We start from the raw sequence: 26128 nt of genomic DNA, 5'->3' as shown, positions 1-26128 counted from the left end.
TATGAGATATTTAACAGCAGGAGAGTCCCATGGTCCTCGATTAACAGCCATCATCGAGGGGATCCCGGCAGGACTTCCTTTATCTGAAGAGGATATTAATAAAGAGCTTAAACGTCGACAAGGTGGATACGGTCGTGGGGCACGGATGAAAATCGAGAGTGACCGTGTTGAGATAACATCAGGGGTCCGTCATGGCATGACCATGGGAGGTCCGATTACTCTGAACGTGACCAATCTGGATCACCAAAAATGGCTGGAAATCATGAATGTAGCACCGGTCGAAGAGAAAACGAAACATCTGCGAAAGATTACGAAGCCACGTCCTGGTCATGCTGACCTAGTCGGAGGGATGAAATACCGTTTTGATGATCTCCGTAATTCGCTAGAACGTTCTTCTGCCCGTGAGACGACTATGCGCGTAGCCGTTGGTGCGGTTGCTAAACGAATTTTAGAAGAAATTGGCGTGGAAGTGGCCAGCCATATTATCAATTTTGGAGGAATCGAGATTGCAATTCCTAAAAATCTAACCGTTTCAGAAATCAAGGAAAAGGCAGCACAATCTGAAGTTTCGATTATTGTCCCAGAACAAGAAGAAGCCGTTAAGGCTTACATTGACCAAGTGAAAAAAGATGGGGATACCATCGGTGGGATCGTTGAAACCATTGTTGGGGGCGTCCCAGTTGGACTAGGCTCCTATGTACAATGGGACAAGAAATTGGATGCCAAAATCGCTCAAGGAGTGGTCTCTATCAATGCCTTTAAGGGAGTTGAGTTTGGTCTTGGTTTTGAAGCAGGTCGCCTAAAAGGGAGTCAAGTCATGGATGAAATCGTCTGGTCTGAAGAAGCTGGCTATACCCGTCGTACTAATAATCTTGGTGGTTTTGAAGGGGGCATGACCAACGGTGAGCCGATTCTGGTTCGTGGCGTCATGAAGCCAATTCCAACACTTTACAAGCCCTTGATGAGTGTGGATATTGAAACCCATGAGCCTTATAAGGCTACGGTCGAGCGGAGCGATCCAACGGCTTTGCCCGCTGCAGGAGTGGTGATGGAAGCAGTGGTCGCAACGGTTCTAGCGACAGAAGTTCTAGAAAAATTCTCATCCGATAATCTGGAAGAATTGAAAGATGCCGTTGCCAAGCACAGGGATTTTACTAAAAAGTTTTAACAGAGAAAGAGTTTTCCTTTGGAGAAGAAAGTAGTTTATATAGCAGGTCTAGGCTTGATTGGCGCTTCCCTAGCGCTAGGGATTAAGAGAGCTCACCCCAATGTGACGGTTCTTGGTTACAATCGGAGCGAAGCGTCACGAGACATCGCCCTTAAAAGAGGAATGGTGGATCAAGTGACGGATGATTTCGAAGCCTTTGCCCCGTTAGCAGATGTGATTATCTTGTCCCTTCCCATCAAGCAAACCAAGTCTTATTTAGAAACCTTGGCTGGCTTGAATTTGAAAGACCGGGTAATTGTGACAGATACAGGCTCTACCAAGGCAGAAATTGTGGCACAAGCTGAAAAGGTGTTTACAGATAAGGCTGTACGCTTTGTAGGGGGGCATCCCATGGCTGGTAGTCATAAGACCGGTGCTGCAGCAGCAGATGCAACCTTATTTGAAAATGCTTATTATATTTTTACCCCTTCCAGCTTGACCACAGAAGGTGCGCTGGAAGAGTTGAAAGAGCTTTTGAGTGGATTGGGATCCCGCTTTATTGAAATCGATGCCGAGGAACACGATCGGGTCACATCCCAGATCAGTCATTTCCCCCATATTTTAGCATCCACTTTGGTCGAGCAGGCCGTCGCTTATGGGGAAGAGCATGAAATGACCCGTCGTTTTGCGGCTGGGGGATTTCGGGATATGACACGGATTGCTGAAAGTGAGCCAAGTATGTGGACCTCTATTCTCTTGTCTAACCCTCAAGCTATATTGGAGCGGATTGCTGATTTCAAAGAGCGTTTGGATCAGGTGGCTAAGACCATTCAAGCAGAGAACGAAGAGGCCATTTGGTCATTTTTCCATGAGGGACGCAAGCACCGAAAAGAAATGCAGATCCACCAGCGTCCTGGACGCGATAGTGCCTATGATCTCTTTATCGATGTCCCAGATAAGGAAGGAGTCATTCTTGAGATACTGCAAATTCTAGAAGGGATTTCATTGGTCAATATTCACATCAATGAAGAGAATCGGGAAGATATCCACGGGATTTTGCAGCTGACCTTCAAAAATGCAGAGGATCAGGAGCGAGCCCAAACATTGATCGGCAAGGCGACGTCTTATACCGTCCTTGCTCGCTAGGTCTAAAGTAGGATTTGCATCAAAATGCCTGCTTCATTATAGGAATTTATAGGGAAAAGCAGTATAATAGAAGTATCTTATCAGTAAAGGAGCCTAACTAATGGCAAATATTTATGATGTCGCAAATGAACTTTCTCGAACTCTTCGAGACCTTCCTGAATACAAGGCTGTTGTAGAAAGTAAGGAAGCAATCGAAGCAAATTCAGAAGCTAAAACATTGTTTGACGAATATGTCGCTTTCCAAAATCAATTGCAAGGCTTGCTGCAATCAGGACAACTTCCAACAGAAGCTGTGCAACAAGAAATGAAAGATTATATGGAAAAGATCCAAGCAAGTCCAATTCTGAATGAATTTTTCACCAAACAACAACAGTTGTCTATTTACCTAGCGGATCTCGAAAAGATTATTTTTGAACCCATTCAAGATTTATATAAATAAGAATGCTACCAGAGTTGTGATTCACTCTGGTATTTTTGTTCGTCAGGAGATAGAAATAAGCTCAAAAAATGCTAGGAAACATTCGTTTTTTGTTCCAGATTTTTGATCAAAAATTGAATTCATGTCCTATTTATGATAGAATATGTGGAAAAGCACTCTGGAGAAGGCAATGAAATTAAGAACTAATGGCAAGGGTCTCAGGGGCACCATTCGTGTGCCTGGTGATAAATCCATCAGTCACCGATCCATTATTTTTGGAAGTCTCGCAACAGGCGAAACTAAGGTCTATGATATCTTGCGAGGCGAAGATGTACTCTCTACGATCCAGGTGTTTCGAGATTTGGGAGTTTCCATCCAGGATGATGGGGATGTGATTCGGATCCAAGGGGTAGGCTTTCACGGTCTTCAAGCCCCGACAGCTCCGCTTGATATGGGCAATTCAGGAACATCTATTCGTTTGATATCAGGTGTCCTAGCCGGTCAGGATTTTTCAGTGACGATGGTCGGAGACGATAGTCTTTCCAAACGGCCTATGGATCGTGTAGCGATTCCACTGCGTCAAATGGGAGTAGAAATTGCTGGGCAAGGAGAGCGTGATTGCCCACCTTTGCATGAAAAAGGAACACATCAGCTTCAACCCATTCATTACCATTTGCCAGTCGCATCAGCTCAAGTCAAATCTACCCTCATTTTTGCTGCTTTGCAGGCTGAGGGGGAGTCGACAATTATCGAGAAGGAAAAGACGCGTGACCATACTGAGGACATGATTCGCCAATTTGGCGGAGAGATCCAGGTAGACGGAAAAACTATTCACATCATGGGTGGACAAGAGTTCCAAGGTCAAACAGTCATCGTTCCTGGAGATATTTCCAGTGCAGCCTTTTGGTTAGTGGCTGGCCTCATTCTTCCAGAGAGCGTGATCAAGATCGAGAATGTTGGGATCAACCAAACACGGACAGGGATTCTCGATGTGATCCAGGAAATGGGGGGAGATCTCACCATTGACGATCGCGATGAAAAAGCGGTCTCTGCGAGTCTTACTGTCAAGACTTCGTCCTTAAAAGGGATTCGGATTGATGGGGAGTTGATTCCACGCTTAATTGATGAATTGCCGATTATTGCTTTACTTGCGACACAAGCCAATGGTCAAACTGTGATTGCGGATGCTGAAGAGCTTCGTGTGAAAGAAACGGACCGTATCCAGGTCGTAGCAGATAGCCTCAATGCCATGGGAGCCAATATTGTGCCAACAGAAGACGGCATGGTGATCACCGGACCGACCCCCCTGCACGGAGCTGACTTAGAGACCTTTGGGGACCATCGGATTGGCATGATGGCTGCCATTGCCGCCTTATTGGTGAGTGAAGGAAATGTGATGCTGGACCGAGCAGAGGCCATCAACACGAGTTACCCTAGTTTTTTTGAAGATTTGGAGACATTACTGCATGGCTAAAATTTTACTGGGATTTATGGGTGCTGGAAAAACGAGTGTTGGTCGTATTCTTGATCCGAAATTCCATGATATGGATGAATTAATTGTTGAAGAGATTGGCATGTCGATCAATGACTATTTCGCAGTGGAAGGGGAAGCAGCCTTTCGTCGCCACGAGGCTGAGATGCTGGAGCGTTTATTGGAAAATGAGGAGGCTATTATTTCGCCTGGAGGTGGGATTGTCCTCAACCCTCATAACCGTGCCCTCTTGGAAAAAAATCCGCATAACATCTATTTGCGAGTCGATTTTGAGACCTTGTACAGCCGGATTCAGAATGATAAAGCCATGCAACGTCCTCTCTTTTTAAACCACACCAAAGAAGAGTTTAAGAAGATCTTTGAGGGACGCTTGCCCTTGTATGAGGATATTGCTACCCATATTGTGGATGTTAAGGACAAAACACCTGACGAAATTGCGGAGATTATTCGATGCTTGTAGGCTATCTAGGTCCCAAGGGATCTTTTACCCACGATGTGGTGACTCATAGTTTTCCAAACTTCTGAACGCATCGCTTATCGAACGATCACAGATGTTATTAAGGCCTATGAAAATCAAGAAATTGATTTTGCAGTCGTCCCAGTTGAAAACTCTATCGAAGGCAGTGTCCACGAGACCATTGATTACCTCTTTCACCAGGGGACCATCCAGGCCGTTGCAGAAGTGGTCTATCCCATCAAGCAACAGCTCTTGGTAGCTAGAAAAGATCGGCCTATTCGAACGGTCTATTCGCATCCACAGGCCCTGGCCCAAGGGAAGGCTTTTCTAAGGGCCCATTATCCAGATGTGGCCATGGAAATGACGGCTTCAACAGCCTATGCAGCCCGCTATGTAGCAGAACATCCAGAATTGGAGATTGCGGCTATTGCCCCTTTGGCAGCAGCAAGTGAGTACGGTTTGGAGATCCAGGCCAAAGACATCCAAGAAATCGAGGACAACTACACACGTTTTTGGGTTTTAGGGGAAAAAGAGCCCTTGATTTCAGAAACTTTAAGTCCAGTCCTTCAAAAAGTTAGCTTGGCTTTAACCTTGCCAAGTAATCTGGCAGGAGCCCTATATAAGGGGTTGTCCACCTTTGCTTGGCGGGGAATCAATTTAACCAAGATTGAAAGTCGCCCCCTAAAAACAGCTTTAGGAGAATACTTTTTCATTATTGACCTCCTAAATGAAGCGCCTGATCTAGTGCAGTTTGCCTATCAAGAATTAGACAGTCTGGGCATTCAGACAAAAGTCTTGGGTCAGTATCAGGTCTATACCTTAAAAGAAAACGGAAGGAAGAAAAGATGAGTAACGAATCCAACTTTCTATCTCACCATGAGCGAAAGCGATTAGAGTACTTATACTCAAATTTTCATTATTTGAATGAACGAGAACAACTAGAATACAATTATTTGCTCAAAAAAAGCCAAGGAGCTTATGAGGGAACAGAACCCCTTCAACAGCCTGAAGTAGCTGCTACTGAAGAAGTGCAAGGGGGGATTGCTGAACCGATTGGTGACCTTCCTGTTTACCAATCACGTAGCAAAAAAACAAAGAAAAAAGCAGTTGCTGCGACGAGCGATCTACCTAAGAAACCACGGAAAAAGATCCGCGTCAAGCGGATCCTCAAATGGCTTGCTCTCTTTTTCTTGCTCATTATCGGTGGCATGGTCTTTATGTTTGTGAAAGGCCTCAACAGTAAACCAGCTGGTAAAGATGCCAAGCCTGCTGTCGTCGAGAAATTTAACGGCAAGAAGTCGCGAGATGGGGTCAATATTCTGATCTTGGGGACAGATGGTCGGATCGGTGAGAAATCAGATGAGACTCGGACAGACTCCATCATGGTGGTCAATGTCAATAACAAAGAAGGAAAGATCAAGATGGTCAGCTTCATGCGGGATACACTGGTCCATATCGATGGTGTCAGCCAGCAAAATATTCCTGAATACGATGGCTACTATGATCAAAAACTGAACACTGCCTTCACCATCGGGGAGCAAAATAACAACCAAGGGGCTGAATTGGTGCGTCAGATGCTCAAAGATAACTTTGACATTGACATCCAATATTACGCCATGGTCGATTTCAAGACCTTTGCGACAGCCATCGATACCCTCTTCCCAAATGGGGTCGAGATGAATGCGCAGTTTTCAACGGTTGATGGCGAAAAGGTCAGTGAAGTGGAAGTGCCAGACGATTTGAACATGAAAGACGGCGTCGTTCCGCAACAAACCATCAAGGTTGGAAAACAACGGATGGATGGCCGGACCCTTCTCAATTACTCGCGTTTCCGTAAGGACGATGAAGGGGACTTTGGCCGAACCCGTCGCCAGCAAGAGGTCATGTCTGCTATCATGCATCAGATCAAGGATCCAACCAAACTCTTTACGGGATCAGAAGCCCTCGGGAAAGTCTTTGCTATGACGTCTACCAATGTACCTTTCTCCTTCCTATTGACCAATGGACTTGGCCTGGTTGGAAGTGCTGGAAAAGGAATTGAACGAGTGACCATCCCAGAAAATGGGGATTGGGTCGATGCCTACGATATGTATGGTGGCCAAGGCTTGCTCGTCGATTTCGATGCTTATAAAAAGAAATTGTACCAAATGGGACTGAGATGATATAATAAGGGGATAGGAGTTTTGGACTCCACCCCTTTTAATTTGTAGAAAGATAGAACACCATGTTAAAGAAAAATGAAATTGTAACCGTTGAGATTGTCGATTTGACCCACGAAGGAGCAGGAGTGGCTAAGGTAGATGGCCTGGTCTTTTTTGTGGAGAATGCCCTGCCTGGAGAAATCATCCGCATGCGCGTGCTTAAAGTCAACAAAAAGATTGGCTACGGAAAAGTAGAGGAGTACTTAGAAAAATCCCCTCATCGTAATGAAGAGCTTGATCTTGCCTATTTACGAAGCGGAATCGCCGACTTGGGGCACCTGGCTTATCCCGAGCAACTGAAATTCAAGGCCAAGCAGGTCAAGGATAGTCTATATAAAATGGCGGGAATCGCTGATATGGAAGTACCCCTGACCTTGGGAATGGACCATCCTGTCCAATACCGCAACAAGGCCCAAGTCCCTGTTCGTCGCGTCAATGGTCAAGTTGAGACAGGCTTCTTTCGGAAGAACTCTCATGATTTGATGCCGATCGAAGATTTCTATATCCAGGATCCAGTCATTGACCAAGTGGTCTTGGCGCTTCGGGATTTGATTCGTCGTTACGACCTCAAGCCTTATGATGAGAAGGAACAATCTGGCTTGATTCGTAACCTTGTCGTTCGTCGAGGCCACCATTCTGGAGAAATCATGGTCATTTTGGTCACCACTCGTCCCAAGATTTTCCGTGTGGAGCAGTTGATCGAGCAGCTGATCAAGCAATTCCCTAAGATTGTGTCTGTCATGCAAAATATCAATGACCAGAATACCAATGCTATTTTCGGAAAAGAATGGCGGGTTCTCTATGGTCAAGATTACATTACGGACCAAATGTTAGGCAATAGCTTCCAAATCTCAGGACCAGCCTTTTACCAGGTCAATACCGAAATGGCAGAGAAGCTCTATCAAACAGCCATTGACTTTGCGGACTTAAAAAAAGATGATGTCGTGATTGACGCCTACTCAGGAATCGGGACCATTGGCCTATCAGTTGCCAAGCATGTCAAGGAAGTCTATGGAGTAGAAGTCATCCCAGAAGCCGTTGAAAATAGCCAGAAGAACGCTAGTATAAACAGCATCACCAATGCCCACTATGTCTGTGATACAGCTGAAAATGCCATGAAGAATTGGCTCAAGGAAGGTATCCAACCAACTGCCATCCTGGTCGACCCACCACGCAAGGGCTTGACTGAAAGCTTTATCAAAGCAAGCGCCCAAACAGGAGCTGACCGTATCGCCTATATCTCCTGTAACGTCGCCACCATGGCGCGTGATATCAAACTCTACCAAGAGTTGGGTTATGAATTGAAGAAAGTACAACCGGTGGATCTTTTTCCTCAAACGCACCATGTCGAATGTGTAAGCTTGTTAGTAAAACGCAACTAATCGTCAAAAGGTTCACTGAACCTTTTGAGTCCCACAGACGCACCACGTAGAGTGTGTGAGTTTGTTAGTGAAACGGGGTTAATCCTTAAAAGGTTCCCCGAACCTTTTGAGTCCCGCAAACGCATCACGTCGAATGTGTAAGCTTGTTGGTAAAACGCAGTTAATTCTCAAAAGGTTCCCCAAACCTTTTGAGTCCGAAGACGCACCATGTTGAGGCAGTGTGTTTGCTTGTAAAAGCCTAGAACCCTTTGACGGTTTGGAATAGTGAAAAGCTTTGGTATCAAGGATTTTTGTTGAATAGGAAGAGTATCAGAGTAAGACTGAAAATGGAGTGTGGGAGGATAGCTTGTAATTGATAAGTTTTGTAAAAAGTTAAAAATTCCCCACTTACTTTTTAAAATAAATTATAATTATCTTATAGGTAGTATTGCTAAATTACAAAGTTTACTTGAAAGTGATTAGGAAGATGTAATGGAAGGAAAAGGTACCAAGTTTTCAAGAAGATTATACTTTGTGATTATGGTAGCATTATTATTAAATTTTTAGAATGAATAGAATTTAATTTATCAGGCTGTAGTTAAAGAATGAAATGTTGTCATTACAGTTTTTTTTCTATTTTAATGTTATAATTAAAAATGAGTTTTTAATCTTTTCAAGTCAATTTTACATATATAAATTAATTTAACATGGAATATGTTATAATGATAAAGCACGAATTGATTTTGGGAAAGGAGGACATATGTTCAAAATAGATAATAAGATTAAACAAGAAGCCTTAAATTTTTCAACCTTGCAAAACTGTTTAAAAATGACAGAGGGAAAATTTGAGCCAATTTTTGATTCATTCATAGAAAAATATAAAGGAATAGAGTCATCTCCTGTTTTGGATTATCTAGATTTGTATAGTACATATTTCAAAATTAAACAAGATCAATTAAATAATGAATATGCATTTACTTATGCCCAGTTTTCAAAATTAAAAGAAACGGATGAAATAATAAAACGTGGAACTGGTGATTATCCAGATATGCTGGCATCAACGGAAAAATCACCTAGGTTTTTATATATTAGAGGTAGAAAAAGTCTTCTATATGAATTGCGAAAGGTTTCTCTTGTTGGTTCGAGAAATGCGACTGTTAAGGCAAAATATAACACGGCTAGGTTAGCCCAAAAACTTGGGAAAAATGGGATAACCGTAGTATCGGGCCTAGCAAAGGGAATTGATGTTTCTGCACATAAAGCAGCACTTGATTTAAGTTTAGATACTATTGCAGTAATAGGGACTCATTTAAATCAGTACTACCCAGCAGAAAATAAAGAAGTGCAGTTAGAGATAGAAAAGCATGGCTTAGTAGTTTCCCAATTCTCTCCAGCTTCTAAAACTCAGCGCTGGTTCTTTCCAATGAGAAATCGAGTTATGAGTGCTCTGTCTCTTGCGACGATTGTTATGGAGGCAGGGGAAACATCTGGCTCTCTTATTCAAGCTGAATATGCTCTTAAACAAGGAAGATTGGTTCTTCTACCTGAGAGTGCATTAGAAAATAAGAATATAACTTGGCCAGAGAAGTTTGTAAAAAAAGGGGCCAAGGTGATGCATAATCCAAGTGATGCACTAAAGATTTTGGCAGACAGTAGATTCTTTCAAGGGGAGTTTGATATTGATGAAGATTTAGAGCTTATACCTTTAGACTTTTCGTTAGATATTGTTTCTGAGGAAGGGAGAGATAGACTTGCTTAGAAATGTTAGTGAGATAAAAGTTATTGTTTTCCATATTTCTGATTCTCCGATTTTATCATCTAATGATTGGGAGGATATACAAAGGATTTATGAGTCAGAATATAATTGTATTTTTTTTACTGATTTTGATGAGTTACCTGGTTTTATTGATGATAGTGATATTATAAAAGTTGAGCCTTTTGAAATGATTCTGTGGCCTTCTTTGTATCTATTTGAACACATTAAAGAGCATTTTAACGCACAGACATCTGAAATTATTATAGTTTCTAAAGATTCTCGTTTTACTAAACGTTCTATGAAGTTATTAAGCGGGGTCATATTAATATCAGAGAATATGGTAATGTATGAACAATTAGATAATACCCCAGATGCTATTTTCCATAATTTTAACCAATTCTATGAGTTGGTTGTTCAGGATAAACTTGTGGGAAGGAATTATTTTGGTGAAAATCAGATCCCTTTGTCAACCAATCAATATAGAAGTAGATATATCCATTGCCTATATCCTATTTCAGATTCAAAAAAAGTAAGACTGTTTTCGTTGGGAAGATATTATAGTTCGAGACATTACATGCATGAAATTCATCCGTATTCTAAGGCGATTGTTTCTAACAAAAAATCCAATAGTAAGTTATTTGGAAAGTTTAATTTAGAACTCTCAGACCTTATTATACAAACAATAGGGTCTTTTCCTGATAGTTTTAAGCTTGATGCACTTTGTTACGTTCCTCCTCGCCCTGATGAGGAAAGTAGATTTAAAGAAATATTCGAGTTTATTTTCTCAAATTCTGATGAAAGAATACAACAAATTGAAGACCTTTCCCAATTTTTAATTGCAACAAGAGGGTTCGAAAAGCAAAAGTATTTAGGTACCGAAGAACGTTTGACAAATGTGGCGAACGCCTTTACTGTAACAAAAGATATTACGGGGAAAAGCATAATGGTTATAGATGACGTTGTTACAACTGGTGCAACACTAAAAGCTTGCGCGGATGCACTTTTTCAAGCTGGAGCAGAAAACGTGTCTTTTTTTGTCTTTGCGATTAATCAACGTGAGCAATCTGGCTTATTCTCTGAATATAGAGTAGTCTGTCCTGATTGTTCCGGAGACTTATATTTAAATATTAATTCAACTACCTTTTCGCCTTTTTATAGTTGTTCGGATTGTCGACGTACCTTTGGTTTCGATATTGTCATGGAAGATTTAAATCGAAGGATTATATAATTTGGGGTACATTTGATAATTTGATTCTACTATTCAGATGTTCTATATTTCGTTTCATAGTAAAGGATGATACATTCAAGATATACTGAGGCTGTATACGCTACTTGTACAAACTGGTGCATCAGCGAAGTAGAAGCATATATTTCACTCATTCGACAAGGTGAGAACGAAAGTCGAGAAGGTACCTGGGGGGATAGGTCTCTTAGAATGAGGCGGGACACCGACGAAACGATACGGTAACAGCGAACTGCCGAGTGTGTAGCTTTGCTAGTAAAACGCGGCTAAAGCCTCTCGCCTTTAACTTTCAAGGTGAGAGGCTTTAAAACTTTGGTGGAGCTTTGAACTACCCGAACCTTCTGTGTCCCACATACGTACCATGTTGACGATATAGCTACTTGTACGAGCTGAGTAATCATTAAAAAAATATAAATTTCAACGAAGTCTTAAACTATATTGATAGTATGATAAAATATAGCAGATATTGGATAGTATGACGATTTAATAGGCAAGGATGATTTCCTTTGTATTTTTATTACGAATGAATGTAGATTAATAAAAGACTGCAACTAGTATGTTGCAGTTTTTTGTATAGGTTAATGATATAATAGAAGTAGTTACTACTGATAATTCTATTTTTTATATGATGGTTATAGAATGTTGTATATAACGGAGGTTTAATTATGACAACTAGTCCAGAAAATAATAAGTTTATAGAGTAAACAAGAGTTGGTTTAGGTTTAGATGAAGATGATCCAAGTCTTGGAATTAGAGGATTTGAATTTGATAACTCAACATCTGAAAAAGATTGTGTTTTGGTTATTGGTCTAAACCCTGCAGGAGATAAAGAAGATGCAAAAAATGAGGAAGATATCAGAACATATCTCTATAGTTTAAAAAAGTCTATTAAAAGTAAATATGTTTATAATAAATACTATAAACCTATTTATGAACTAATGAATTATATCTTTGATGATGATGCTAAATGGCATTGGTGTAATAAATCATGGGATATTTTAAGTAAAGAAATAGAACAATCTGAGGACAAAAATGTGATACATAAAGAGTATTTAAACCACCAAAATAGAAAAGTATCAATCTATATTGGAGATATGTTCTATTATCATGAAACAAGTTCTAAAAAACTTCCACTTAAAAAATCAATATCTTACAATCAATACTGCAAAGAAATGTTGGACCTTCACATTGAGTCTCTTATAGAAGCTGGTAAAAGTATAAAATTTGTATACATAAATAATTCAAAAGTTTCTCAATGGTTGTGTGATAGTGATATAAATACATATACAGTTTTCGGGGATAGGAAAATTCCTGTTTTCTTTGGAAGAATGCTTTCTGGTGGTATTGATTCGTTTTCAAGATTAAGATTAGTAAATGAGATCAAAGATTATTTAAATAAACTTGAATCAAAAATAGGAAAATAATTAAAATTCGGTGACAGGGTCAAGTTACATGAAAGAATATATTTTAAATTTAGAAAAAGAATTCTCTTTAATAGAAAATGGATTTAAAGAAGAAGAGCAAAGAGCTCTTGCTGACTATCAATCAAACGATAATGTGTATACCAAAGAATTAGCATTTTTAGCTTTTAAATCCAATGTATATCAAGTTAGAATGTACAGTGTATTTCTCTTTGGATATTTGTCATCGTATGAAGAAATTTTGATTTTCATGAGGGATGAGGTTTCAAAGGATGACAATTGGAGAGTTCAAGAAGTATTAGCAAAAGCATTTGATGAAAATAATCCACCAAAAGGAAATGGATTTTCAGGAATTACATTAGCGTACAATGTTGAACATAAAGAAGATGTTGATGCTGTAATTGCATTAGTAAGAAAAGCAGGTGGAAAAATTGTGAAAGAGCCACAGGAAGTTTTTTGGGGTGGATATCACGCATATTTTTCTGATTTAGATGGATACTATTGGGAAGTTTCATGGGGACCGAATTTTCAATTTGATGAAAATGGATTGCTGAAATTTTGAGGATAAATAGGGAAAGAGTATGCCATAAAGTAAGGAATATTTGATTTTGAAGGAGGTAATCATAGTGAATGAATTTAATGAATTTGTTCGTGAGATTTTTTCCGCAGCAGGTGATATTGTCATAAGATCTATGATGGGCGGCTACCTTATATATTTTAACGGTAAGCTGATAGGTGACATTTGCGATAATGAACTATTTTTAAAGAGAACGCCGACATCGGACAAACTTCTTGCAGACTCAGAATTGCGTTATCCGTATGAGGGTTCAAAGACATTGATGTATGCATTCGACAGATTTGAGGATATGGATTTGATTACTGAACTACTGAAAGGTATGTATGCGGAACTGCCAGAAAAGAAACCCAAGAAAGCTAAATGAGACAAACAAGCTTCAGTTTGTTGAACTTAGCAAGGTATAAGTTTCTATGAGATGAAACCTGTAAAACTTGTACGGATATTGTAGGGTAGGAAAAGAAATCTTCCTCTATACTAAAATAAACCGAGAGGAAGGGAGAATCGAAATGAATATTATCAAGTCGTTTAACAATACGATTGATTATCTTGAAACAGTTCTTGATGATGAGATCAATGAAAAGAAAGTAACTCAGTTATCCGGATATTCTTATTCTATGTTTAGCCGTTTGTTTTCTATTCTAACCGAAACAACGCTCTCAGAATATTTAAGAAGCAGAAGATTAACTGAAGCAGCTGTTATATTAAGAGATACGGATGAAAAGATTATTGAAGTTGCATTCAGATTCGGATATGAGTCATCGGATTCATTTGGAACAGCTTTTAAGAATTTTCATGGATTTACTCCTTCTGAGGTAAGAAATGGGAAACCGTTCAAATTAGTATCACGAGTACAATTAGCACTTAGTGTAAGAGGAGGAAGAAGCATGAATATTACAATTCAAAAGAAAAAAGCATTTACAGTTGCAGGGGTAAATGAACAAAACATCAATTCATCATTATGTCCAAGTGTCTGGGGTAAGCTGTATGAAAAATATAGCCACGATGAACTTGCAAGTTTGGGAAGCGGTCAAAGTGTAGGCATTTGTCATGATGTCGAAAGCCCAAGTACAATAAACTATATGGCGGGTTATATTGTTAATGATGCAGACAAAGCAAGAAGTACGGATTTAGATGTTTTGGAAGTAGAAGAAGCAGAGTATGCTGTTGTAGAGTTAAAAGGCAGTGTTCCGGAGTGTATTCATACTGGATGGAAATATGCGATGGAAGTATTCTTCCCTGAGCATGGATATGTCCATTCAGGAAAACCTGACATTGAATATTACTATGAAGGTGATATGGATAGCAAAGACTATAAAATGGAACTTTGGATTCCGATAACTAAAGCTTAAAAAACAATTTGTCGATCTGAATAAAACTGAATATTGAAGATACAAGGCGATTAAGAAATAGAAATCTTAGTCGCTTTTTCTTATGCAAAAAATTAAAAAGAGAGGTGGTATGAGAAGTGGAATTTGATTATTCTTTATAACAGTTAATAAGATAAGCAGCACTATCATGATTTGAAAAACATTTCATAACATGACAATAGATGTCAAGTTATTGTGGTATACTATCTGTAGGAGATGTTAAGACGATGAAAGATAATAGACTATTTAGGATACTATATTACATTTTAGAAAAAGGAAAAGTTACAGCAAATGAGCTTGCTGATAAATTTGAGGTATCAGTCAGAACAATTTATAGGGATATTGACTCTATCAGCAGTGCCGGTATTCCAATCTATGCAACGCAAGGAAAGGGCGGCGGAATAGAAATTGCTGAAGATTTTGTACTTAATAAATCACTACTGTCTGAAAACGAGAAACAACAAATTATGTCAGCTCTTCAAGGATTGGATAATACCACAATACAGCGTGAGAATGAGCTCCTAACAAAACTCTCTGCACTCTTTAAAATGAAAAATACCAGTTGGATAGAGGTTGACTTTAATAATTGGCAAAACAATAAGATGTATGAAAAAACATTTGATGATATCAAATCTGCAATTTTAAGTAAAAACATTATTTCATTCACATATTTTAGCAGCAATGAAAAAGAAACAGACAGAAGTGTTAAACCTGTGAGATTGCTTTTCAAGAGTCAGGATTGGTATCTATATGCCCTATGTTTACTCAGAAATGATTTCAGATATTTCAAATTGTCCAGGATAAAGAATTTAGAAATCCATACTGAAAAGTTTGATGACAACTTTGAAGATGTAATACTCAAAAAAGAAACGCCACATGAAAATACAGTGAATATAAAAGTCAAGTTTAATCGTAAGGTTGCATTTCGAGTATATGATGAGTTAAATGGAGAAATCACAGAAGATAATGACGGAAATTTATATACCGAAATACAAATCCCAAATAATCACAATCTATACAACTATATTTTTTCTTTCGGAGATGGAGCAGAAGTATTAGAGCCGAAAGAGATACGGAGGCAGATTAAAGAAATGATAAATAAAATTGCAGAAAAATATATAACTTGACAAATGGTGTCAAGTATCTTCCTGTATAATAAAAATAACCAAATGTAAAGGGAGAACTGGATAATGAAATATGAATGGAGAAAACAAGAAAAAAATCTTTATGGTGTAAAGCAAACACCTATCATTGTAGAAGTGCCAAAGCAAAAATTTATTTTGCTAAAAGGTAAAGGAAATCCGAATGAAGTGGATTTCTCAGATAGAATATCCGCATTATATTCTCTTGCCTATGCCATTAAAATGTTGTTTAAAAATGCAATGAAAAATAAAAATTATAACGAGATTACAGATTTTACGGTATATCCATTAGAAGGCTTTTGGAAAAAAGTAAATGGAGAAGAGCTTGATAAAAATAAACTGGAATACACATTGATGATTAAACAACCTGATTTTATTACACAAGAGATATTCACAAAGGCACTTGAAAATGTAAAAAAGAAAAAGCCCAACGTATTGTATGATGAGATAAGTTTTAGAGAAATAGAAGAGGGTAAATCTATCCACATTTTACATGTTGGAAGTTATGATGATGAGCCAAAGTCATTTGAACTGATGAATGAATTTGCAAGAAAATTTGATCTTACAAGAATAGGTGATTTTCATAAAGAAATATACCTAAGTAATAAAAACAGGACATCAGAAGAAAAACAAAAAACTATATTAAGATATTCAGTGAAATAGGAGGGACTTGTTATGCCAAGACCAACGACAAAAAATGATTTAATGATTGTTGCTAAGGAAAACTATGAAAAGCTAAATTTATTTATCTCAAAGTTGACTGAGGAAGAGTTAAATACACCATTTGACTTTTCAAAAGATGAAAAGAAAAAAGAAGCCCACTGGAAAAGAGATAAGAATCTAAGAGATGTTTTAATCCATCTCTATGAATGGCATCAGCTTATTTTGAATTGGGTACATTCCAATCAAAAGGGAGAAGAAAAACCGTTTTTGCCTGAGCCGTACAATTGGAAAACTTATGGAGATATGAATGTAGAATTTTGGAAGAAACATCAAAATACTTCTCTTGAAGACGCAACTAAAATGTTTCATAAATCCCATAGCGATGTTTTACAGTTGGCTGAAACCTTTACAAACGAAGAACTTTTTTCAAAAGGTGTATATAAATGGGTTGGGGGGAGTACACTGGGTTCCTATTTTGTAAGTACCACTGCAAGTCATTATGATTGGGCTATGAAAAAATTAAAAGCTCATCAGAAAAAATGTAAATTAAAATAGAGGAAATTAGGGTAGTAAAGTGCATTTTAAAGAAGTAAAAGGAATTCTCTCTTCAAAGAATGGAATGAATTTATTCAGAGGGTGCACTAATGGGTGTATTTATTGCGACTCAAGAAGCAACTGCTACCGGATGAACCATAAATTTGAAGATGTAGAAGTAAAGGAAAATGGAATCAGTCTTTTGGAAGAGAACCTAAAACGAAAGCGAAAAAAATGCATGATTGGTTTGGGGGCAAGTAGCATGAAAGAATATATTTTAAATTTAGAAAAAGAATTTTCTTTAATTGAAAATGGATTTAAAGAAGAAGAGAAAAGAGCTCTTGCTGACTATCAATCAAACGATAATGCGTATACCAAAGAATTAGCATTTTTAGCCTTTAAATCCAATGTATATCAAGTTAGAATGTACAGTGTATTTCTCTTTGGATATTTGTCATCGTATGAAGAAATTTTGGTCTTCATGAGGGATGAGGTTTCAAAGGATGACAATTGGAGAGTTCAGGAAGTATTAGCAAAAGCATTTGATGAATTTTGTAAGCAAACAGGTTATGAAAAATCTCTTCCGGTTATTGACGAATGGTTACAAAACAGTAATCCAAATGTTAGAAGAGCTGTTACAGAAGGTTTGAGAATATGGACGAGTAGACCATATTTCAAGGATAATCCAGATGAAGCTATTAAACGAATCGCAACATTAAAAGAAGATTCTAGTGAATATGTTAGAAAATCAGTTGGTAATGCTTTGAGGGATATTAGCAAAAAATTTCCAGAGTTGATCAAAGAAGAACTTGATAGTTGGGACGTTAAGAGTAAAGAGATTCAAAAAGTTTACAAGTTAGCAAGTAAATTTATTAAGTGACAATTATCAGCTATAAAGCTTGAAAAATGCTAACTATAAAATAGTTTCATTCTAAAGTTTAATTTTAAACAACAACTTAGTCATTTTCGTTCTATAATATAGAAGTTTACTAGCACCACACGTAGAGTGTGTGAGTTTGTTAGTGAAACGTAGCTAATCCTCAAAAGGTTCACTGAACCTTTTGAGTCCGCCCATGCGAGAAGGTGCCCTGGGGTATAGCTGTCGTAGAGTAAGGAGTTTACGACGAAACGATACGGTTATAGCGAACCGCCTAATGTTGTGACGCCTTATACCGACTGATACAGGATTGTAGAAATGGTAAGCTGGATAAGATTTTAGCCAAATTCATTAGCCATTTTGAAAGCACTATCATGTGCCGAATTCTCGACAACATCACAATTTCAGAAAGTGGATAAATTCCTGTAACCTTTCTTGAAGAAACAGAAGTTGACTTGTAAGAGACTGCAATCGAAAGGTTGCAGTCTTTTGTGTTGTTTCGTGGTATAATAGGCTAAAACGATAAACGGTAAGATTGGTTACTAGCTGTAGGAGTTATATTATGGGTAAGTGGACTTGTCAATGCGGATATCCAATGAATGACCATGCAGCCCCAGACCCGAATGCTTTTTCTGTATTCTCGGATGAGTTATGGGAAGAGATAACGGATACTGCAGATCAAAATAATAAAATTGATTATTATGATATTACTGATGCTTCATACTATGCCTGGCAATGTCCAAATTGTCATAGCTTGATGGTATTCGGTGAGGATGAGAATCCAAATCGTTATACTTTCTATAAGTGGATAGATTTAGATAGTAAAGAGAAGGGGATAACTGATCAAGAAACTGATTCAAACTCATCAGATGTAGTTTATAGAGTTGCATTAGTCACTTTCTCAGAGTTTGGTGAAGAGTACACCTATATTTGTGAGGATGAATCAATCAGGGAAGACCATTTTGTGGTTGTTCCTGTTGGAATCAACAACGTTGAGAAGGTTGCTCATGTTGTGAAGGTATATCAGGCTACGCAAAAAGATATCTCATATCCAATTGACAAGTTAAAGCGTGTGATTAAGCGTTATTCTGATTTTGATAAAGAGAAAGCAAAGGGGATTGCAGCTGAATTATTAAGGTCAGGTCGATGTTTGCAAATAGATGATTTTTCTAAATCAGTAGCAGCAGACGAATATTTTGATATTTTGCACAATAAACTTGGATACTGGTGGTTGGAACTGAATGGCGTTCCCATTCCAATGAAGGTTATCCTATTGAATACCAATTATGAAAAGTATCACGTTGACTGCGCTATACATATCAAACCTTACAATATGCACTATAGTACTTTCCAATCGTTAAAGTTATGTACCGACTTTGAGATTGACGCTTCCCGCTGGGTTGATGTCATTTCTTATGAATATGTTTGGGGAAATTCCTGGGAACTTGATGGTATCCAGTTTGGGATAACGTGTCAGGAATCATCAGAGGAGGATGAAGTGACACTTGGCAAATACAGCCGTGTCCCATATTATAACGACTGGCATCCAGATTGGAGCGATAGATACGGTTTTAATGTAGCTTGGAAACCACATGAATCTGATGAAGACTTGTCGGTAGGTTTTTACATTTCTTAAAGTGATAAATTCGTTCAATCATATAATAACAAAGCCAGACTAGTCACTTTTCGTTCGATAATATAGATGTTTGCTAGCATCACATGTTGAGACAGTATCACTGCTTGTTCAAAATGATTTAATAAGGATGTATCTAGCGAAAATACTACAGTAAGGAGTTTAAATATGAAATTCCATGAATTTGGGGATAAGAATTTGCCTCCTATCTTGCTGATACATGGTGGTGGCAGTTCTTGGTGGAACTATCTTCGTCAAGCACGGATCTTGTCAGAAGAATACCGTGTCATTCTACCCACCTTGAATGGCCACGGTGAAGAATATCATCTCGATTATGTTTCTACGGAAGATTCTGCTTTGGAGATCCTAGACTATATCAAAGAACACTGTGGCGGGAAGTTGTTTGCGATTGGTGGTGTTTCGCTTGGCGGTCAAATTGCTATGGAGCTTTTGTCCTTAGACAGCGAAATTGCTGAGAAAGCCATCATAGACGGAAGCCTTTGTATTCCTCAACCAAGGTTGGCTAAAATCAGCATCTTTCTAGTATCTCTATTTGGTAAACTGATGTTCAGTAAATTCTCTTGTAAACTTCAATTAAGCATGATGGACAAACTCTATTCTAAACTGGCTTATTCAGACGAACTAAAATCTTATTATTTGAAGGATCTGCCAAGGACGCCTATCAAAACATTGGTGACTATTTACAAAACCTATATGGGGCGTTACAAGCTGAAGCACACGATTTCTGCTAGTAAGGCGCAGGTTCTGTATATCTACGGTGAAAAAGAATTGAACTGTGTGAAAGCATCAGCAAAATTATTTCAGCAGTTCCATCCAAACACGATCTTGTATGAAGCTGAGGGCTATAACCACGGCTATTTATCAGCTTATCTACCTCAAGAGTGGATTGATTTGGTGGTACCCTTTTTAAAGAGTGATTCATTGGAAATGTGTAATGAATCTGATATATCATAAGGAGGAATCTGATGCTAGGAGCAATAGTTGGAGATATTGTTGGTTCTGTTTATGAATGGGACAACATTAAAACGAAAGACTTTCCATTATTTCGTGAGGATTGTTTTTTCACAGATGATACGGTTATGACCTGTGCTGTTGCAGAAGCCATTATGAATGGCGGTCAGAAGGATGACTTTATTGATGCCATGAAAAAATATGGTAGGATGTATCCCGATGCAGGTTACGGTGCAAGATTTGGGAATTGGGTTGATGGCGACGATCGAGAACCTTATAATAGCTTTGGAAATGGCTCAGCAATGCGTGTTTCTCCATGTGCCTGGGTGATGGATGCCACAACCGACGAGTTGCCGTCCGATGGGAAACGTCTGGCACAAATTTCTGCAGAGGTGACGCATAACCATCCAGAAGGAATCAAAGGAGCGATGGCTACAGCGGATGCGATTTTTATGTGCCGTTATTTCCTTGGTGGTGATGGTTGCGATAACCCTGCGGAGATTAAAAGACGTATCAAGGAACATATCGAGAAAGAGTATGGATATGACCTTTCTAAAACGTTAGATGAAATTCGTCCTACGTATCGATTCAATGAAACGTGTCAGGATACCGTTCCTCAGGCCATCGTTGCCTTTCTAGAAAGTTCAGATTTTGAAGATGCGATTCGAAATGCGATTTCTCTTGGTGGGGACAGCGACACTCTTGCTGCAATCACAGGAAGTATCGCCGAGGCAGCTTATGGAATTCCTGAGTGGATCAAAGACAAGGCCTATAGCTATCTCGATGAGCCTTTGAAAGATGTGCTTAGACGATGGGAAGAAACGGTTGTAATAAAATAATAGATAGGCGTTATGCGGACCGATACTGAATGACAGAGGGGTATCGATGGTTATATTGGAATTGTATCAAGGTGATTATAAAAAGATTTAGTCGTGTTTGATTCTTTAGAAGAGGGAAGAGCCTTTGTAGCGCAAATCCCGGGATATACTTTAGAAAAAGAAGATAGTTTTGATGTGGAGTATTTGAATCCAAAAAATCTACCGGATTATATGGAGATTGTCCTCAATGGAAATATTGTCCCTTTATTTAGATTTTCGTTTAATTCTGAGGAAAATGTGGACATTATTTGGAAAGAAATTTCGAATCTATCCGTTAAAACCGATAAAATGATCGAAGGAGCTACAAAAGTAGATGCATATGTCGTGAATAACGATGAAGTGAAAGCTTATGTCGAAGCACGAGAAGCAAACTTCCGCAAGGCAAAAGCATTCCTAGAAAACAAAGGGTATGAAGTTGACAGAAGCTTTTTCGGAAGTGAAGACGGCGAAGCGATTCTCTACAGAAAACGCGGCACCGAAGATTGGCACTTCTTATGCCACTTAGACCCGCTGTTTGTAGAGATTGAAGATGTCGAAGAATATGTGAAAGAAGCGATGGAAGATACTCAATAGTCAAACAAAGTTCTTTGTGAGTGTATGCCACTGCTTGAGTAGACGGATTGAGCAGTAAAGAGAAACATATAGCACTATCTAGCTTCTTAAGGAGAAATATCTATCATGAAAATGGAAATCAGGAAAACCTATCTTGTAAAATAAGATTATCGCATTAATTCCTCAAGATATGATTAAACGGATTCCATTTTTTGTTAGAAAACATGCTATTACTCATACGATTAAGAGAATCTCTCTTTAGTATCCGGAATTGTACGCTGTAGCTGAACAAGAAGGCCAACTTCCAGAAAAAGAAGCTCAAGAATTACGACAAATTCTTACAAATATTTTCCAAGAGAAAATGAATAAGCATAAGATTAAATAAGCTTTGAGATTTAATAAGATATAGGAGTTAAGTATGGCTATTGATGGCGTTAAAATCATTGACAGTGATCAAGGTTATGACATTTACAATGAAGTAGTCGGTCGATATAGAGACGGTGAACAGGTGGCGAACATTATAAAGGATATCCTCGATGAGGAGAAAGATTACTGTCAAACAGACTTTTTTACAGAAATTTATTGGACTGCTCTTGCCTATTCACTGTGGAAGATTGGTCATCTGACAGGCGACATCAGAGATAAAACCTTAGAGCTTATCAAAAAAGGTCCTGATCCATTTTGGTTGGAAATAGATTCAAAGGCTTTGAAGCAAAGGCAAAAGGTTTTTGAAAAACTTGCAGTTCAGTTGCAAACTGAAAATCCTAGACCTCTGAAGGTTCCTAAAGCAAAAGCTAAACGCAAACCTTACTTTGAAGAAGGAGATCTCCTTACTGTTAAGTTCGAAGATGAGTATGGTCTTGTCTTTGTATCTATGGTTGAGCAGAGTCCTAGAAAGCTTGAGTACCATCTAGCTTGCACGCGCCTCTTACAAACAAAAAAGCCCACCATCGATGATTTTTTGACCAGTCAAATCTCCTGTAAGATGGACAATACGAAGTTTGCTCTGGATACAGATTGCTGGTTCAATCACAAAGATCTAGGGCAATTATTAGAAAATATTGAAAAGATTGGACAGGTGAAACTCAGCCCATTTAGTCTTTGGATGCTGGCACCTGCCCATAATTTAGAAGATGTTTATGAAGAAATCACTAGAGATAAAGGCCCTTCTGGCCTACGGTTCATCGAAACTTATAAACTTGTCGATGATATTTTTTCAGTCTAATGCTTATGTGATAAAGGGGGAAATGATGAATCATTCCCACATGCTATGTTGGGCTCTGACTCCATAGCTATCAATCGAACCATCTGAATTGAACTTGGATTCAATACGGTATCTTTTCCAGAGGTCGTAATCTGCTGTTTGGATGGTTAGGATAAAGTTGTTATCCTTATCAGAGACGTTATAATCAGCTGGATTGACTTCAAAGATATCGATTAATTTTCGTGTTTGAAAATCTTGGAGCTTGAGATTTGCTAGCTTGACATGATTGATGGAAATTTCTTCTAGTTGCTTGTTATCCTTAGGTGTTCTGTAATAGGTGATGACGCAGTTTTTGAGCTGATCAGTATCTTTACCTGTGGGGGTAAGGCTCATAAAGCCAAAGGACTGATTATCCCGCTTGACTTCGAGAAGTTGACCGTAGTAGAAGTGGTCGTTTTTGGGATTGGTGATGGAGCTCTCTGCGCCTTTATCTCCAAAGGTATAGCCTTGGTCTAAAAGCTTGGAAGCCTTGGTCTCCCCGATAATGATAGTGGTATCTTGAATGGTTACTGGAACAGGTTGAGCTGGAAGGCCACTCATCATCATGCAAAACATAAAAACATAACTCGTTAAAAAAGATGTCCCGATAAAAGCGTTGGTTGATGCATAGACATGACTGTTATGAAAGTTTTTGCTTATAGCTAGAACAACAAATTTGACAATACTTTTTAAAATCATACTAATAAGTACGATGAAAAATTGTTTTTTCAAACATTCATAAACTGCTTGAGGAAAGCTCTTGCCATGATAGTAGAAGCCAGCCAATACGAGTAGATTTACGATTAAATAGATTAGCAAGAACCAATGAATCTCTTTAAGGGCATTAGCATCAGTGATTTCTTCATAGTCAACGTGAATTCTTCCTTGAACAGCTTGGCCAAGTTTATAGATCCATTTTGGGACATCTTTCCCTTGTCTGACCGCAACTACGAGTCTGATATAGAGATAGATAGTAAAGGATAAGGATAGAAAGAAAAGAGCATAAAACCCTAAAACAATACTAGTGAACATGACTATTCCCTCTATTTAACATTCAATAAAACAATTTCTTAGCTCCATTATAGCATTTTCTAAAAAATAGAGCTAAAAACATCAGTATTATCCTACAAGATTCAAAGGAGAAAAATCATGGGAATGATTGCCAATTATCAATATTTACCAGACAATGAATTAGAACAAATAAAAGGTCTTTCTAACCAAGAAGATGATTTGTTAGATTTTGCTGAAGATTCCGCTGATACTCATGATATCTTAATAGATATTGACAAAATGTGGGATGCTCTTCTCTTTGTCATGACAGGATTTAGTAGTTCAGAATTTTTGGATGACAATCCCTTGAGAGAAGCTGTTTTAGGGGTGACTCCTCTAGAGGATGTATCTGAATATATCGCCTATACTGAAAAATCGAGAATTGCGGCTATCAGTCAAGCTTTAGAAGAATTTGATATGGACAAGGCTTTGAAAGACTTTAGTATGGAAACATGCAAGAAAGCCGACTTGTATCCTGATATTTGGGATTATCTTGAGGAAGAGGAAGAAATCAAGGATGATATTTTAACCTGCTTTGTCAAAATGAAAGACTTTTACAAGGAAATCTTAAACCACAAGGGGAATGTCTTAGTGACTATTTGTTAAGATTTTTATATTCCATTAGAAAGGTAGTCCCATGAATCCATTTCTAGAAAAGTATATTACTTTAAAAAAGCAATACATGGAACAAGATGGAAATTCTTCCAGTGTTGCGGCACTCTATGATTTGGCTGATGAATTAGCTAAGTCTGAGGATTTAGAAGCTAAAAAAGTCTTAGTTGACCTCTATGACCAATTGGGTCTCTACACTAGTGCCTATAGCTTATTTACCGAAATCTTAGATAAACCAGACCGAAAACAATTAAAGAAACTGAGCCGTTTACAAGAAATGAGTCAGAGTCATGGCGATCGTTTTGCCCTTCCTCGTCCTCTAAGAAAAGAAGATAAGAAGCAAAGACAGGACTTGTTAAAAAACTTGCCTCATTTTCTCTATCATCCAGATCCCTTAGCTACAGGTTCATTTGTTGAAGGAGAAGCCAAGCTTTGTCCATCTTGTGGGAAAGAAAGCAATATTTATTATGACTTGATCCCTTATTGTATCGAGGATATAGAATACCTTTGCCCAATGTGCATTGCAAATGGTCAAGCAGCTAAAAAATTTGATGCAGAATTTATCCAAGATGCCGAGTGGCAGGGAGAATTGGATCCAGAAAAGAATCAGCTGCTTTTTTGTCAGACCCCAGGCTACTCTAGTTGGCAGGGAGAATATTGGCTTTCTTGTTGCCAAGATTATTGTGCTTACTTGGGTATAGTTGGAAGTCGAGAATTGAAGGCCATGGGAATCGCTGAGCAAGTCTTGGCAGACTATGAAGCGCGTGAAGAATATCAAGAGGTAGAAGACTACTTGGTCAAAGACGGGCCTATCTGTGGTTATTTGTTTAGATGTCTCCATTGTCAAAAATACCAGATCTGGGTTGATGCAGATTGATCTAAATCTGATTAGCTATCAATATAAGAGAGAAGACTATGGAAAAACTAGAATTTTTCGAAGCAGCCTCCAAAGATTTATTTGATATTATGCAGGGATTTAAGGACAATCTATCTATTCAATTTCCCCTATTAGATAGTGATAACTGGCAGTATGATAAGGGATCGATAAAAGTTTGTAAAGCTGATGAGTTAGGATTCAAAAAAAGATGTAGGGTCGGAATCAGCTACAACTTGAAAGTCTCCCTATTAAACGAAGATGCCGAGCAAATCTGGTTACTGTTTAAAGACTGGTTCAATACTAGCAGATTGGGTCAAGTTGAAAGAAATCCTAATAATGAGGATTTGGGAAGATTTGTTTTTTCAGCAAGTTCCCCTCTAGGTGATCAGGTAGATTGTTCGATTTATTTGGCTAATGAGTGGAATATCCCTCAGATTAGCTTTTCAGGCTATCTAACAGCTCGTTATAGGGCTTGTGATCTTGATAAAATGCAAGAATAAGATGGAGGT

The 26128-nt window shown here is 38.4% G+C and carries 25 protein-coding genes and 3 pseudogenes; 27 read left to right on the top strand and 1 reads right to left on the bottom strand.

Features of this window, described 5'->3' with window-relative positions:
• Window position 1: 1 nt before the first annotated feature.
• From aroC to ACVC7Q_RS02930, 24 genes and pseudogenes are all read left to right on the top strand, one after another.
• Entirely contained in the window at window positions 2–1168 is a 1167-nt protein-coding gene (gene aroC / locus ACVC7Q_RS03045; RefSeq protein ID WP_447264792.1) for a chorismate synthase, read from the top strand.
• A gap of 18 nt (window positions 1169–1186) precedes the next feature.
• Window positions 1187–2293: a prephenate dehydrogenase gene (locus tag ACVC7Q_RS03040; protein WP_447264791.1), complete on the top strand. Its 1107-nt coding sequence runs from the start codon at window positions 1187–1189 to the stop codon at window positions 2291–2293.
• Window positions 2294–2393: 100 nt separating this feature from the next.
• Window positions 2394–2732: a YlbF/YmcA family competence regulator gene (locus ACVC7Q_RS03035; protein ID WP_447264790.1), complete on the top strand. Its 339-nt coding sequence runs from the start codon at window positions 2394–2396 to the stop codon at window positions 2730–2732.
• 169 nt (window positions 2733–2901) lie between these two features.
• On the top strand, window positions 2902–4185 hold the full coding sequence (aroA, locus tag ACVC7Q_RS03030; protein ID WP_447264789.1) for a 3-phosphoshikimate 1-carboxyvinyltransferase: 1284 nt from the start codon (window positions 2902–2904) through the stop codon (window positions 4183–4185).
• Window positions 4178–4663 (top strand): shikimate kinase, encoded by a 486-nt coding sequence (locus tag ACVC7Q_RS03025; protein ID WP_447264788.1) that lies wholly within the window; start codon window positions 4178–4180, stop codon window positions 4661–4663. Before aroA ends, ACVC7Q_RS03025 begins: the two co-directional genes overlap by 8 nt.
• Window positions 4654–5509 (top strand): annotated as a pseudogene (gene pheA / locus ACVC7Q_RS03020) (prephenate dehydratase). The gene ACVC7Q_RS03025 and the pseudogene pheA overlap by 10 nt, the downstream one beginning before the upstream one ends.
• Window positions 5506–6822 (top strand): LCP family protein, encoded by a 1317-nt coding sequence (locus tag ACVC7Q_RS03015; protein ID WP_447264787.1) that lies wholly within the window; start codon window positions 5506–5508, stop codon window positions 6820–6822. The pseudogene pheA and the gene ACVC7Q_RS03015 overlap by 4 nt, the downstream one beginning before the upstream one ends.
• Window positions 6823–6884: 62 nt before the next feature.
• On the top strand, window positions 6885–8243 hold the full coding sequence (rlmD, locus tag ACVC7Q_RS03010; RefSeq protein WP_447264786.1) for a 23S rRNA (uracil(1939)-C(5))-methyltransferase RlmD: 1359 nt from the start codon (window positions 6885–6887) through the stop codon (window positions 8241–8243).
• Window positions 8244–8982: 739 nt separating this feature from the next.
• Window positions 8983–9981 carry a DNA-processing protein DprA gene (dprA, locus tag ACVC7Q_RS03005; protein WP_447264785.1) on the top strand — a complete coding sequence of 333 codons (999 nt, stop codon included), beginning with the start codon at window positions 8983–8985 and terminating at the stop codon, window positions 9979–9981.
• Entirely contained in the window at window positions 9974–11206 is a 1233-nt protein-coding gene (locus ACVC7Q_RS03000) for a ComF family protein (RefSeq protein WP_447264784.1), read from the top strand. The genes dprA and ACVC7Q_RS03000 overlap by 8 nt, the downstream gene beginning before the upstream one ends.
• Before the next feature lie 812 nt (window positions 11207–12018).
• Window positions 12019–12645 (top strand): hypothetical protein, encoded by a 627-nt coding sequence (locus tag ACVC7Q_RS02995; protein ID WP_447264783.1) that lies wholly within the window; start codon window positions 12019–12021, stop codon window positions 12643–12645.
• A 28-nt stretch (window positions 12646–12673) separates the two neighbouring features.
• Window positions 12674–13204, top strand: coding sequence for a VOC family protein (locus tag ACVC7Q_RS02990; protein ID WP_447264782.1), 531 nt, complete (start codon window positions 12674–12676; stop codon window positions 13202–13204).
• A 64-nt stretch (window positions 13205–13268) separates the two neighbouring features.
• Entirely contained in the window at window positions 13269–13583 is a 315-nt protein-coding gene (locus tag ACVC7Q_RS02985; RefSeq protein WP_006153684.1) for a TfoX/Sxy family protein, read from the top strand.
• Window positions 13584–13725: 142 nt separating this feature from the next.
• Entirely contained in the window at window positions 13726–14568 is an 843-nt protein-coding gene (locus ACVC7Q_RS02980) for an AraC family transcriptional regulator (RefSeq protein WP_447264781.1), read from the top strand.
• A 245-nt stretch (window positions 14569–14813) separates the two neighbouring features.
• Complete coding sequence (locus ACVC7Q_RS02975; RefSeq protein ID WP_447264780.1) at window positions 14814–15713, top strand: helix-turn-helix transcriptional regulator; 900 nt, start codon at window positions 14814–14816, stop codon at window positions 15711–15713.
• 63 nt (window positions 15714–15776) lie between these two features.
• Window positions 15777–16391, top strand: a complete 615-nt coding sequence (locus ACVC7Q_RS02970; RefSeq protein WP_447264779.1) for a GyrI-like domain-containing protein — start codon at window positions 15777–15779, stop codon at window positions 16389–16391.
• Between the two features lie 12 nt (window positions 16392–16403).
• Complete coding sequence (locus tag ACVC7Q_RS02965; protein WP_447264778.1) at window positions 16404–16946, top strand: ClbS/DfsB family four-helix bundle protein; 543 nt, start codon at window positions 16404–16406, stop codon at window positions 16944–16946.
• 241 nt (window positions 16947–17187) lie between these two features.
• A complete protein-coding gene (locus tag ACVC7Q_RS02960) occupies window positions 17188–17805 on the top strand; it encodes a DNA alkylation repair protein (protein WP_447265034.1) in 618 nt (205 codons plus the stop codon).
• A 559-nt stretch (window positions 17806–18364) separates the two neighbouring features.
• Window positions 18365–19438, top strand: coding sequence for a hypothetical protein (locus ACVC7Q_RS02955; protein WP_447264777.1), 1074 nt, complete (start codon window positions 18365–18367; stop codon window positions 19436–19438).
• A 165-nt stretch (window positions 19439–19603) separates the two neighbouring features.
• Window positions 19604–20410, top strand: coding sequence for an alpha/beta fold hydrolase (locus ACVC7Q_RS02950; RefSeq protein WP_447264776.1), 807 nt, complete (start codon window positions 19604–19606; stop codon window positions 20408–20410).
• An 11-nt stretch (window positions 20411–20421) separates the two neighbouring features.
• Window positions 20422–21246, top strand: a complete 825-nt coding sequence (locus tag ACVC7Q_RS02945) for an ADP-ribosylglycohydrolase family protein (RefSeq protein ID WP_447264775.1) — start codon at window positions 20422–20424, stop codon at window positions 21244–21246.
• A 46-nt stretch (window positions 21247–21292) separates the two neighbouring features.
• Window positions 21293–21858: pseudogene (locus ACVC7Q_RS02940) on the top strand (hypothetical protein).
• Between the two features lie 169 nt (window positions 21859–22027).
• Window positions 22028–22222 (top strand): annotated as a pseudogene (locus tag ACVC7Q_RS02935) (hypothetical protein).
• A 33-nt stretch (window positions 22223–22255) separates the two neighbouring features.
• Window positions 22256–23062, top strand: a complete 807-nt coding sequence (locus tag ACVC7Q_RS02930) for a hypothetical protein (protein ID WP_447264774.1) — start codon at window positions 22256–22258, stop codon at window positions 23060–23062.
• Window positions 23063–23092: 30 nt separating this feature from the next.
• Here the strand turns inward: ACVC7Q_RS02930 and ACVC7Q_RS02925 are convergent, their stop codons facing one another.
• Window positions 23093–24112 (bottom strand): hypothetical protein, encoded by a 1020-nt coding sequence (locus ACVC7Q_RS02925; RefSeq protein WP_447264773.1) that lies wholly within the window; start codon window positions 24110–24112, stop codon window positions 23093–23095.
• A gap of 117 nt (window positions 24113–24229) precedes the next feature.
• Between ACVC7Q_RS02925 and ACVC7Q_RS02920 the strand changes: the two genes are divergently transcribed.
• From ACVC7Q_RS02920 to ACVC7Q_RS02910, 3 genes are read left to right on the top strand one after another with little or no spacing between them, the layout of a single operon-like run.
• Entirely contained in the window at window positions 24230–24736 is a 507-nt protein-coding gene (locus tag ACVC7Q_RS02920; RefSeq protein ID WP_447264772.1) for a YfbM family protein, read from the top strand.
• Between the two features lie 31 nt (window positions 24737–24767).
• Window positions 24768–25619: a CbrC family protein gene (locus ACVC7Q_RS02915; protein ID WP_447264771.1), complete on the top strand. Its 852-nt coding sequence runs from the start codon at window positions 24768–24770 to the stop codon at window positions 25617–25619.
• A gap of 38 nt (window positions 25620–25657) precedes the next feature.
• Window positions 25658–26119 carry a hypothetical protein gene (locus ACVC7Q_RS02910; RefSeq protein WP_447264770.1) on the top strand — a complete coding sequence of 154 codons (462 nt, stop codon included), beginning with the start codon at window positions 25658–25660 and terminating at the stop codon, window positions 26117–26119.
• Window positions 26120–26128 lie beyond the last annotated feature (9 nt).

It is taken from the genome of Streptococcus sp. W151, from assembly GCF_053010205.1.
This window is presented reverse-complemented; position numbering and strand designations above follow the sequence as displayed.